General features: G+C 67.2%; 10 protein-coding genes. 7 read left to right on the forward strand and 3 right to left on the reverse strand.

The window, feature by feature from the left end:
* The first annotated feature begins 68 nt into the window (after positions 1–68).
* From AC3WRR_RS19625 to AC3WRR_RS19645, 5 genes are all read left to right on the forward strand, one after another.
* A complete protein-coding gene (locus AC3WRR_RS19625; protein ID WP_010808971.1) occupies positions 69–284 on the forward strand; it encodes an HP1242/YdcH family protein in 216 nt (71 codons plus the stop codon).
* A gap of 13 nt (positions 285–297) precedes the next feature.
* Positions 298–1410 carry a polyphosphate kinase 2 gene (ppk2, locus tag AC3WRR_RS19630; protein ID WP_010808972.1) on the forward strand — a complete coding sequence of 371 codons (1113 nt, stop codon included), beginning with the start codon at positions 298–300 and terminating at the stop codon, positions 1408–1410.
* Positions 1411–1462: 52 nt separating this feature from the next.
* Positions 1463–1897, forward strand: coding sequence for a universal stress protein (locus AC3WRR_RS19635; RefSeq protein ID WP_010808973.1), 435 nt, complete (start codon positions 1463–1465; stop codon positions 1895–1897).
* A 220-nt stretch (positions 1898–2117) separates the two neighbouring features.
* Entirely contained in the window at positions 2118–4823 is a 2706-nt protein-coding gene (mutS, locus tag AC3WRR_RS19640; protein ID WP_081645126.1) for a DNA mismatch repair protein MutS, read from the forward strand.
* Positions 4820–5869, forward strand: a complete 1050-nt coding sequence (locus AC3WRR_RS19645; RefSeq protein ID WP_010808975.1) for a hypothetical protein — start codon at positions 4820–4822, stop codon at positions 5867–5869. Before mutS ends, AC3WRR_RS19645 begins: the two co-directional genes overlap by 4 nt.
* Positions 5870–5951: 82 nt before the next feature.
* Here the strand turns inward: AC3WRR_RS19645 and AC3WRR_RS19650 are convergent, their stop codons facing one another.
* Positions 5952–6479: an FKBP-type peptidyl-prolyl cis-trans isomerase gene (locus tag AC3WRR_RS19650; RefSeq protein ID WP_026201125.1), complete on the reverse strand. Its 528-nt coding sequence runs from the start codon at positions 6477–6479 to the stop codon at positions 5952–5954.
* A gap of 11 nt (positions 6480–6490) precedes the next feature.
* Between AC3WRR_RS19650 and AC3WRR_RS19655 the strand changes: the two genes are divergently transcribed.
* The gene (locus AC3WRR_RS19655; protein ID WP_174549450.1) at positions 6491–7696 is read left to right on the forward strand and encodes a cupin domain-containing protein; all 1206 of its coding nucleotides are present in this window, start codon (positions 6491–6493) and stop codon (positions 7694–7696) included.
* Between the two features lie 199 nt (positions 7697–7895).
* The gene (locus AC3WRR_RS19660) at positions 7896–8132 is read left to right on the forward strand and encodes a hypothetical protein (protein WP_037024358.1); all 237 of its coding nucleotides are present in this window, start codon (positions 7896–7898) and stop codon (positions 8130–8132) included.
* 93 nt (positions 8133–8225) lie between these two features.
* On the opposite strand, the gene AC3WRR_RS19665 is transcribed toward AC3WRR_RS19660, so the two are convergent.
* Together AC3WRR_RS19665 and bamC are read right to left on the reverse strand one after the other, a co-directional pair.
* Positions 8226–9014 (reverse strand): MBL fold metallo-hydrolase, encoded by a 789-nt coding sequence (locus AC3WRR_RS19665; RefSeq protein WP_010808978.1) that lies wholly within the window; start codon positions 9012–9014, stop codon positions 8226–8228.
* Positions 9015–9081: 67 nt separating this feature from the next.
* Positions 9082–10251, reverse strand: a complete 1170-nt coding sequence (gene bamC, locus AC3WRR_RS19670) for an NlpB/DapX family lipoprotein (protein ID WP_492297916.1) — start codon at positions 10249–10251, stop codon at positions 9082–9084.
* Between the last annotated feature and the right edge of the window lie 30 nt (positions 10252–10281).

Consider the following 10281-nt stretch of genomic DNA (forward strand, 5'->3'; position numbering starts at 1 on the left):
ACCCTGCCCTCCCCAAAATGAAACCATGCGCCACGCCCCGTGCGCGCGGATCCATCAGGAGAGCCAGCATGTTTCCCGAATACCGCGACCAGATCACCACCCTGAAGACCCAGGATGCCCGCTTCGCGCGCCTGTTCCACCGCCACAACGCGCTGGACCAGGAAATCCACAACATGGAGTCGGGGCTGGTGCCGGCCTCCACCTTCGAGATCGAGCGGCTGAAGAAAGAGAAACTCCTGCTCAAGGACCAGCTCTACGCGATCCTGCGCAACACCGCAGCCTGACGGAGGACCGCAGATGACAGATCGCGACACGATCCAATCCTCCCACACCGCCACCGCGCCACGTGCCCGCGCCACGGCCAGGGGTGACGTGCTGCCCACCAACTCGGCGCTTTCAGCCCAGCGCAACGAAGTCGACAGCGCCGTCGACGCCTCGGTGCAGCTGGCGGCCAGCAGCATGCAGGACATCCTGGCCAGCCGCGCAGGCAACGGCGCCGACATGCTCGACGCCATGCGCACGCTGCTTGACGGCCTGGCGCCCGACGAGGCCGCGCAGCTGCGCAGCCTGATCCTCGAAGGCGATCCCGCCGCGTGGCAGGCCGGCCGCAAGCGCCACCCGGACGACGAGCTGTCCGCGGGCTGGCGCGAAGGCGCGTACCCGTACCAGAACCTGATGTCGCGGCGCAATTATGAAAAGCAGAAGTACCGCCTGCAGGTGGAGCTGCTCAAGTTCCAGGCCTGGGTGCGCGAGACCGGCCAGCGCGTGGTAATCGTATTCGAAGGGCGCGACGCCGCCGGCAAGGGCGGCACCATCAAACGCTTCATGGAACACATGAACCCGCGCGGCGCGCGCGTGGTGGCGCTGGAAAAACCCACCGAGGCCGAGCGCGGGCAATGGTACTTCCAGCGCTATGTGCAGCACCTGCCGTCGGCCGGCGAGATCGTGCTGTTCGACCGCTCCTGGTACAACCGCGCCGGCGTTGAGCACGTGATGGGCTTCTGCTCGCAGCGCGAATACCAGGACTTCCTGCAGCAGGCGCCGGACTTCGAGCGGCATCTGGTGCGCAGCGGCATCCACCTGTTCAAGTTCTGGTTCTCGGTCAGCCAGAAGGAACAGCGCCGGCGCTTCCGCGAGCGCGAGATCCACCCGCTCAAGCAATGGAAGCTGAGCCCGGTCGACCTTGCCTCGCTGGACAAATGGGACGAATACACCCAGGCCAAGGAGGCCATGTTCGCCCACACCGACACCGCCGATGCGCCGTGGACGGTCATCCGCTCGGACTGCAAGAAGCGCGCGCGGCTCAATGCGCTGCGCGCCATCCTGTCGCGCTTCCCCTACGGCAACCGGGACACCACTGCCATCGGGCAGCCCGACCCGCTGATCGTGGGGCGCGCGCTGGCCAATTGAACTTCGCCCCCTACTCCCGCACTTCTTCCGTTTTCCCTTTACCAAGGCCCCTATGTTCAAGCACATCCTGCTGCCCGTCGACGGTTCCGAGCTTTCCCACAAGGCCGTGTCCGCCGCCATCCAGTTTGCCCGCACCGCCTCCGCGCGCCTGACGCCCTACATGTGCGTGGAGACCTACCCCTACATGGTGGGCAGCGACAGCACCCATGAGCGGCGCGAAGTGTTCCAGCAACGCGTGGAAGCACTGGCGCGCCAGGAACTGGTCAAGATCGAGGCCGCGGCGGCAATGGCCGGCGTCCCCTGCGCGGGCCACGTCTCGGCCGCCAGCGCCCCGTATCACGGCATCATCAACGCCGCGCGGGACCTCGGTTGCGACGTCATCTTCATGGCCTCGCACGGCCGCAAGGGAATCAGCGGGCTGCTGCTGGGCAGCGAGACGCAGAAGGTACTGACACACAGCGACGTGCCGGTGCTGGTGTTCCGCTGACGGCACGCCGCTGACCCCGCCGCCGGGCCGGATCCGGCCGCGGCAACCGCTGCCCCGTGCTGTACCATATCGTCCATATTCGAAAACGCCCCTTCGCGCCCCGGCCCCAGGCCGTCGGATGACCGCCCGGACGCCCCGCGCGGCCGCTATCCGGCTTGCGCAAGGCGGCGATCCGAGCGGAGCGGGCGGCATCACGCAGGCCCACCGCCAGACAGGCTGAATGGCAATGGGATTGCAGAAGAAAACCGACCCGGAACAGGCGCAGGCAGATTCGGCCGCAAGCCGCCACACGCCAATGATGCAGCAATACCTGCGCATCAAGGCAGACCACCCCGACACCCTGCTGTTCTACCGCATGGGTGACTTCTACGAACTCTTCCACGACGATGCCGAAAAGGCCGCGCGCCTGCTCGACATCACGCTGACCGCGCGCGGCGCCTCCAATGGGGTGCCGATCCGCATGGCCGGCATCCCCTTCCACTCGGCGGACCAGTACCTGGCGCGCCTGGTGAAGCTGGGCGAATCCGTGGCGATCTGCGAGCAGATCGGCGACCCGGCCACCAGCAAGGGGCCGGTGGAGCGCAAGGTGGTGCGCATCGTCACCCCGGGCACGCTCACCGACGCCGCGCTGCTGCCGGACAAGGCCGATACCTTCCTGATGGCGGTGCACCAGCAGACCACGCGCCGCGGCGTCAGCAAGACCGGGCTGGCATGGCTGAACCTGGCCAGCGGCGAGCTGCGCCTGATGGAATGCGAAGCAGCGCAGCTGGGCCGCGAGCTGGAGCGCATCCGCCCGGCCGAGCTGCTGTATGCCGATGGCATCGAGCTGCCCGCGCTGGCGTGCGCGCGTACCCGCCTGCCCGAATGGCATTTCGACCAGGACGCCGGCACGCGCCGGCTGCGCGAGCAGCTGGGCGTGGCCAGCCTGCACCCGTTCGGCTGTGCCGGGCTGGGTGCCGCGCTGGGCGCGGCCGGCGCGCTGCTGAACTACGCGGCCACCACGCAGGGCCAGTCGTTGCGCCATGTGCAGGGCGTGAAGGTCGAGCGCGAATCGGAGTACGTCGGCCTGGATTCCGCCACGCGGCGCAACCTGGAACTGACCGAGACCCTGCGCGGCGGCGAGTCGCCGACGCTGTTCTCGCTGCTGGACACCTGCTGCACGGCCATGGGCAGCCGCGCGCTGCGCCACTGGCTGCACCACCCGCTGCGCGACCCGGCGCTGCCGCAGGCACGCCAGCAGGCCATCGGCGTGCTGATCGACCAGGGCACCGATGCCCTGCGCACGGCGCTGCGCCGGCTGGCCGACGTCGAGCGCATCACCTCGCGGCTGGCGCTGCTCAATGCGCGGCCGCGCGACCTGTCCTCGCTGCGCGACACCTTGCGCGCGCTGCCGGACGTGCAGGCCTGCATCCGCGATGACCAGGGCAGCACCTTGCTGGCGCAGACCCTGCACGACCTGGCCGTGCCGCAGGACTGCCTGGACCTGCTGGTGCGCGCCGTGGCCGAAGAGCCGGCCACCGTGGTGCGCGACGGCGGCGTGATCGCGCGCGGCTACGATGCCGGACTGGATGAACTGCGCGACATCTCCGAGAACTGCGGCCAGTTCCTGATCGACCTGGAAACGCGCGAACGCGCCCGTACCGGCATTGCCAACCTGCGCGTCGAGTTCAACCGCGTGCATGGCTTCTATATCGAGGTCACCAACGGCCAGGCCGACAAGGTGCCCGACGACTACCGCCGCCGCCAGACGCTGAAGAATGCCGAGCGCTACATCACGCCTGAGCTGAAGGCCTTCGAAGACAAGGCGCTGTCGGCGCAGGACCGCGCGCTCGCGCGCGAGAAGCAGCTCTACGACGGCCTGCTGCAGGCGCTGCTGCCGCACATCGGCGAGTTGCAGCGGGTGGCGGGCGCGCTGGCGCGCCTGGACGTGCTGACGGCACTGGCCGAGCGCGCGCAGACGCTGGACTGGTCCGCGCCTGAGCGCGTCGCCGAGAACGTGGTCGACATCGTGCAGGGCCGCCACCCGGTGGTCGAAGGCCAACTCGCGGCCGAGTCGGTGGCGTTCATCGCCAACGACTGCCAGCTCAACGAAGCGCGCAAGCTCTTGCTGATCACCGGCCCGAACATGGGCGGCAAGTCGACCTTCATGCGCCAGACCGCGCTGATCGTGCTGCTGGCCTGTGTCGGCGCCTACGTGCCGGCGCGGCGCGCGGTGATCGGGCCGATCGACCGCATCTTTACCCGCATCGGCGCCGCCGATGACCTCGCGGGCGGCCGCTCCACCTTCATGGTCGAGATGACCGAGGCCGCCGGCATCCTGCACCACGCGACCCCGGCTTCGCTGGTGCTGATGGACGAGATCGGGCGCGGCACGTCGACCTTCGACGGGCTGGCGCTGGCCTGGGCGATCGCGCGTCACCTGCTGTCGCACAACCGCAGCCATACCCTCTTCGCCACGCATTACTTCGAGCTGACGCAGCTGCCGCAAGAGTTTCCGCAGGCAGCCAACGTGCACCTGTCGGCGGTCGAGCATGGCGATGGCATTGTCTTCCTGCACGCAGTGCAGGACGGCCCCGCCAGCCAGAGCTACGGCCTGCAGGTAGCGCAGCTGGCCGGCGTGCCGCAGCCGGTGATCCGCGCCGCGCGCAAGCACCTGGCCTGGCTGGAGCAGCAATCGGCCGACGCCACGCCCACGCCGCAGCTGGACCTGTTCGCGGCACCGCCAACGCCGGATGACGACGAGGACGACTTCGGCGCTGCCCCGTCGGCCGTGCCCGCGCCGCTGGCACCCACGCTCGCACCCGAACAGGCCGCGCTGGTCGATGCGCTGGCCAACCTGGATCCCGACACCCTGACGCCGCGCGCAGCGCTGGAGGCGCTGTACCGGCTCAAGGCACTGGCAGGCGAGGCGCTCGACGCCGCATGAACGCTGCACGCCGTGCCCTGCTTGCCATGCTGCTGCCGCTGCTTTGCACGGCCGGCATGGCATCGGCCGCGCCCGCGGGCCGCGCCGGCAAGGCACCGGCCAGGCCAAAGCTGACGCGCATCGCGCTGATCGCCGACCTGCCCCAGTGGCCGGCCGCGGAGGCCAACGCGGCGGCACTGCTCGACTACTTCGGCGAGCGCAAGCTGGACCTGGTCATTCATGCCGGCGGCATCAAGGGCGATACGGAGTCGTGCAGCGATGCGGTGCTGGGCAACCGCCAGCAATTGCTGGACCAGTCGCCGCTGCCGCTGGTCTACGTGCCCGGCGAGACCGACTGGTCCGAATGCCGGCTGCCGGTCAACGGCGGCTTTGACGCGGTCGAGCGCCTGAACCGGCTGCGTGAGCTGTTCTTCCCCGAGGACGCCACGCTCGGCCGGCATCCGCGACCGCTGCACCGGCAGTCGGACCAGGCGCTGTTCCGCAGCTTCCGCGAGAACATGCGCATGGAGGTGGCCGATATCCTGCTCGTCGGCATGAACCTGCCGGGTGACAACAACCACTACCGCGACGAAGGCGGGCGCAATGGCGAGTTCGAGGACCGGCGCGAGGCCAACCGCCAGTGGCTGGCGCGCGCGTTCTCGGTGGCGCGGCAACGCGACCTGAACGGCATCGTGGTGGTGGTCCACGCCGACCCGCATTTTGCCAACGGCTGGGAGAAGAAAGGCCGCCCGACGCTGCTGGACGGCTTCATGCGCCACCGCACCCGCGACGGCTACCTGGAATTCAAGCGCCAGCTGCGCGAGCTGGCCGGTCGTTTCCGCGGCCAGGTGCTGCTGGTGCATGCGGGCGGGAACGGGGCCAACGGGGCGGACAACGGCTTCGGCATCGACAAGCCGCTGCGCGATGCGGCCGGCAAGGTCATGCAGAACTTCACGCGTGTGTCACTGCCCGCCAACACGGTCTCGCAATGGGCCGAACTGGTGATCACGCCGGGCGCGGCCTCACCGTTCGCGGTCATGCTCAAGGACGCACCGGCACCGCGCTGAGACCGCTCGCCGGCCCGACAACGAAAAAGCCGGCTGCGGCCGGCTTTTTCCTGGGGTGCGGAATACGAACCGTGCAGCGCGATCAGTGCAGCGTGCGCGGCGTGTCGTCGTCCTCATCCTCATCGACGACTTCAACGCCCGAGGCGCCATGGGCGTGGCCGTGCTCGATTTCCTCGGCGGTGGCCTCGCGGACTTCGGAGACCTTCAGCCAGAAGCGCAGCGCCATGCCGGCCAGCGGATGGTTGCCATCCAGCACGACCTTGTCCTCGGCCACGTCGGTCACGGTGTAGATGACGGAGTCCTCTTCGTCGCCATCTTCGGGCATGCCTTCGAACTGCATGCCGACTTCCAGCGGCTCGGGGAAGCGGTTGCGCGGCTCGACCTTCACCATATCGGCGTCATAGTCGCCGAACGCGTCTTCCGGCTCCAGCTGCAACTGGGTCTCGAAGCCCGCGTCATGACCGTCGAGCGCTTCCTCGATCTTGGGGAACGTGCCATCATACCCGCCGTGCAAATAAACCATGGCTTCATCTGACTCCTCGATCAGATTGCCTTGCGCGTCCGACAGCTTGTACATCACGGACACCACAGTATTCTTAGCGATTTTCAATTCTTGACTCCATGAACGATTCCGCATTATACGCGCAGGCCCTGCCCCCTGGCCCCGTCGATCCAGACACTCCGCTCGACCTGCTTGGTGGCATGACGCCTGCTGCATTCATGCGGGATATCTGGCATCGCAAGCCCCTGCTGATTCGACAGGCAGTACCCGGAATCGTGCCGCCTGTGTCGCGCGAGGCTCTTTTCGACCTGGCCGACAGCGATGACGTCGAATCGCGCCTGGTGACGCACTTCCGTAACCGCTGGAAACTCGCGCATGGCCCATTTGCGCGCGAAAACCTGCCCGGCGTCAAGGCCCGCCAGTGGACCCTGCTGGTGCAAGGGGTAAATCTGCATGACGCCGCCGCGGCGGAACTGATGGGCCGCTTCCGTTTCGTGCCGGACGCGCGCCTGGACGACCTGATGATCAGCTACGCCACCGACGGCGGCGGCGTGGGCCCGCATTTCGACTCCTACGACGTGTTCCTGCTGCAAGTCTCGGGCCGGCGCCGCTGGCGCATTTCGTCGCAGACCAGCCTTGAGCTGATCCCGGACATGCCGCTGAAGATCCTCGCCGACTTCAACGCGGAACAGGAATGGGTGCTCGAACCCGGCGACATGCTCTACCTGCCGCCGCAATATGCGCACGATGGCATTGCCGAAGGCGAATGCATGACCTGCTCGATCGGCTTCCGCGCGCCGGCCTACCGCGAGCTGGCCGGGCATTTCCTGGCCTGGCTGTCTGAAACGGTCGAAGACAATGAAGACCTCGGCGGCCGTTATGCCGACGCCGGCGAGCGCGCCGCCACGCGGCCCGCGCAGTTACCCGCCGGCATGGCCAAGGCAGTCGCCGAGCGGCTCAAGGCGTTGCAATGGAATAGCCAGATGGTGTCCGAATTCCTCGGCAGCCATCTGTCAGAACCCAAACCTGGCGTTGAATTTGCAGAGATACCCGACATGCCGTTGCGCCGTTATGCGACACTGGCGGCCCGCCATGGTGTGGTACTGCCATCAGCATCGATTGCGCTTTACGACCGCGCGAATTTCTTCCTCAATGGAGAAGCCTACGAGCCGCCGGCCGAACTGATGCAATGGCTGAAAAAGTTGGCCGATTATCGGCAGCTTAGTAGCGAAGATGTTGCGGCTTGCGCGGACCTACCCGATCTGATGGAAACTTTCCATCACTGGACGCTGGAAGGATGGCTGCAATTGGGCCCGCGGCTGTAATAATACGTAACATTGCGAATCAGTAAATTTCGGCGCTACACAAGCCGGGAAAACGCGGATATAATTGTTGGCTGGCTAGTACTGTGGACCATTGCATTTATCGGGACCCGGGAGGGCCTCTATTTTGCAGTTCAAGAGCGATAATTACCGGTAATTATTCATCGCCTGTTTTCCGTTATTACAAGTTAAAGGACGAACAATGAAGAAGTCTCTCCTGATCGCATCGCTGCTGGCCGCTGTTGCTCTCGCCGCTTGCGGCAAGAAGGAAGAAGCTGCCGCTCCGGCCGCTGACACGGCTGCTCCGGCTGCTGCCGCTCCGGCTGCTGAAGCTTCGGCTCCCGCTGCTGAAGCCCCGGCCGCTCCGGCTGCTGCTGCTCCGGCTGCTGACGCATCGGCTCCGGCTGCTGACGCTTCGGCTCCGGCTGCCAAGCAGTAATCGGTTCCTGACCGATGAAAAAACCGGCCTTCGGGCCGGTTTTTTCATTTGGGCGCTGCTACCGCACTGCACCCTGCCGAATCCACGCATCCCTCAGGCGCGCACCGCCTGCCAGTCCAGGCCCTCGTCCTGGTCTGCCACCAGCACCTCGGACGGCAACGCACCCAATGCCATTGCCAGCGCCCCCGTTGCCAGCTCACGCGTATTGTTCTGCTTGCTGAGGTGGGCTGCGACCACGCGGTTCAGGCCGGCATGGGCAACTTGCGCCAGGATACTGGCCGCCACTTCATTGGCCAGGTGGCCGAAGTCCCCGCCGATGCGCCGCTTCAGCGAAGCCGGATAGACCGAATTGCGCAGCATCTCGCGGTCATGGTTGCATTCCAGCACCAGCGCATCCACGCCTGCCAGGCGCGCCGTCACGTAAGGCGTCTCCATGCCTGCATCGGTCAACACGCCCAGCCTTGCCTGCCCGTCCGACAAGACGAACTGCAGCGGCTCGCGCGCATCGTGCGGCACGGTGTACGGCAGCACCTGCAGTCCGCCGATGGCAAAGGCATGGTCGGCGCCGCAGACGCGCACGTCGGCCGCATCGGCGCCGCGCAGGTGCGAGGTCGCCAGCCAGGTGCCGTGGCTGGTGTACACCGCCAGGCGGTGGCGGGCGGCAAAGGCGTAGGCCGAGCCGACGTGGTCGCCATGCTCGTGCGTCACCAGCACGGCGTCGAGCTGGTCCGGCGCGACGCCCAGGCGCTCCAGGCGCCGCGCGGTCTCGCGGATGCCGAAGCCGCAGTCGAGCAGCACGCGCGTGGTGGTGGTGTCTTCGCGGGATTCGATCAGCAGCGAGTTGCCCTCGCTGCCGCTGCCGAGGAAGGCGAAGCGCATCATGGCCGCGCCCTCCCCGCCAGGCACCGGCCAGGACGGCCGGCTGGCATGCCAGCAGTCATGCGCCGGCTCAGTGCAGTTGCTCGTCGATCAGCGACAGGATGCGCTTGCCGATTTCGCCGTTCTCAGGCTGGCCGGCATCGTTGAGCACCGTCACCAGCGTGCCGCTGCCCGTGCCCTTGAGCGACACGCGATACTTCTTGGCGGTCTTGGAATCTTCCGGCTTGGTGAACAGCTTGGAGAAGAAGCCACGGCTGTCGGCAACGGTGCGCGGGTCGACATAGCGCACGTAGTACAGGCCCTGGCCGCGGTCGCGGTCTTCAACCGTGAAGTTCACGCGGTCCAGCGACAGACCGACCGAGCGCCAGGCGCGGTCGAACGGTTCGGGCAGCTGCAGCGCCGGAGCGCCGTTGACCTGGGACAGGTACGACTTGGCCGGCGCGGCGCCATCGGCACCAGCAGCAGCGCCAGCAGCGGCGGCCGTGCCCGCAGCGGCTGCGGCATTGCCCGCCGCCGCCGGGTTCTTGGCCATGCGGTCGGCCTGTTCCTTCTGCACGCCCAGGCGCTGGGCCAGGCGCGACAGGAATTCGGCTTCCAGCTCAGGATCGGCCGGACGCGGGGTCCAGACCGTGCTCGACTTGTCGATGCCGGTCAGCTGCTCCTGCGCACCGCGGTGGCTGATGAAGACCTCCAGCGTGCCGTTCTGCGAACGCTCGACGCGGGTGCGGAACTTGTCGCGCTCCGAGGTCGAGTACAGGCCGTCGAAGACCTTGCCAATGGTGTTGCGGATGATGTCCTGCGGGATCTTGGCGCGGTTCTCGGCCCAGTCGGTTTCCATGATGCCGGTCTCGGGCGAGTCCTGCACCAGCAGGAAACCGCTTTCCTGCCAGAAGCCGCGCAGCTGCTGCCACAGCTGGTCGCCGCGCATGCCGTTGCTGATCACCAGCCAGCGCTGGTTGCCGTCGCGCTCCATGCGGATACCCTGGGCGGAGGGCAGCACGTTCTCGCTCGGGGACTGCTCGCGCACCTTGGTGGCCTGGCTGTACGTCGACAGCGTCGAGGTGCCGTTCGCATCGGGCACCGAATAGCGGCGATCGCCCTCCAGCTTGGTCAGGTCGGGCGGGATATCCAGCGTAGGCGTGCGCTTCGAGGCCGACGACTTGTAGTCGATCTTGTCCGGCTGCATCGCTTCGTTGATGCTGCTGCAGCCGGTGATCACGCCAGCGGCGAGCACGGGCACAACCAGGGCGGGGGGGGGGGGGGGGGGGGG

The organism is Cupriavidus sp. FW305-3-2-15-C-LB2, from assembly GCF_058787575.1.

What these genes read in the sequence shown, in the direction of transcription:
- ppk2 (WP_010808972.1), top strand. Translation starts at nt 298, where the DNA reads ATGACAGATCGCGACACGATCCAATCCTCCCACACCGCCACCGCGCCA.
- AC3WRR_RS19645 (WP_010808975.1), top strand. Translation starts at nt 4,820, where the DNA reads ATGAACGCTGCACGCCGTGCCCTGCTTGCCATGCTGCTGCCGCTGCTT.
- AC3WRR_RS19665 (WP_010808978.1), bottom strand. Translation starts at nt 9,014, where the DNA reads ATGATGCGCTTCGCCTTCCTCGGCAGCGGCAGCGAGGGCAACTCGCTG.
- AC3WRR_RS19655 (WP_174549450.1), top strand. Translation starts at nt 6,491, where the DNA reads ATGAACGATTCCGCATTATACGCGCAGGCCCTGCCCCCTGGCCCCGTC.
- AC3WRR_RS19660 (WP_037024358.1), top strand. Translation starts at nt 7,896, where the DNA reads ATGAAGAAGTCTCTCCTGATCGCATCGCTGCTGGCCGCTGTTGCTCTC.
- AC3WRR_RS19625 (WP_010808971.1), top strand. Translation starts at nt 69, where the DNA reads ATGTTTCCCGAATACCGCGACCAGATCACCACCCTGAAGACCCAGGAT.
- mutS (WP_081645126.1), top strand. Translation starts at nt 2,118, where the DNA reads ATGGCAATGGGATTGCAGAAGAAAACCGACCCGGAACAGGCGCAGGCA.
- AC3WRR_RS19635 (WP_010808973.1), top strand. Translation starts at nt 1,463, where the DNA reads ATGTTCAAGCACATCCTGCTGCCCGTCGACGGTTCCGAGCTTTCCCAC.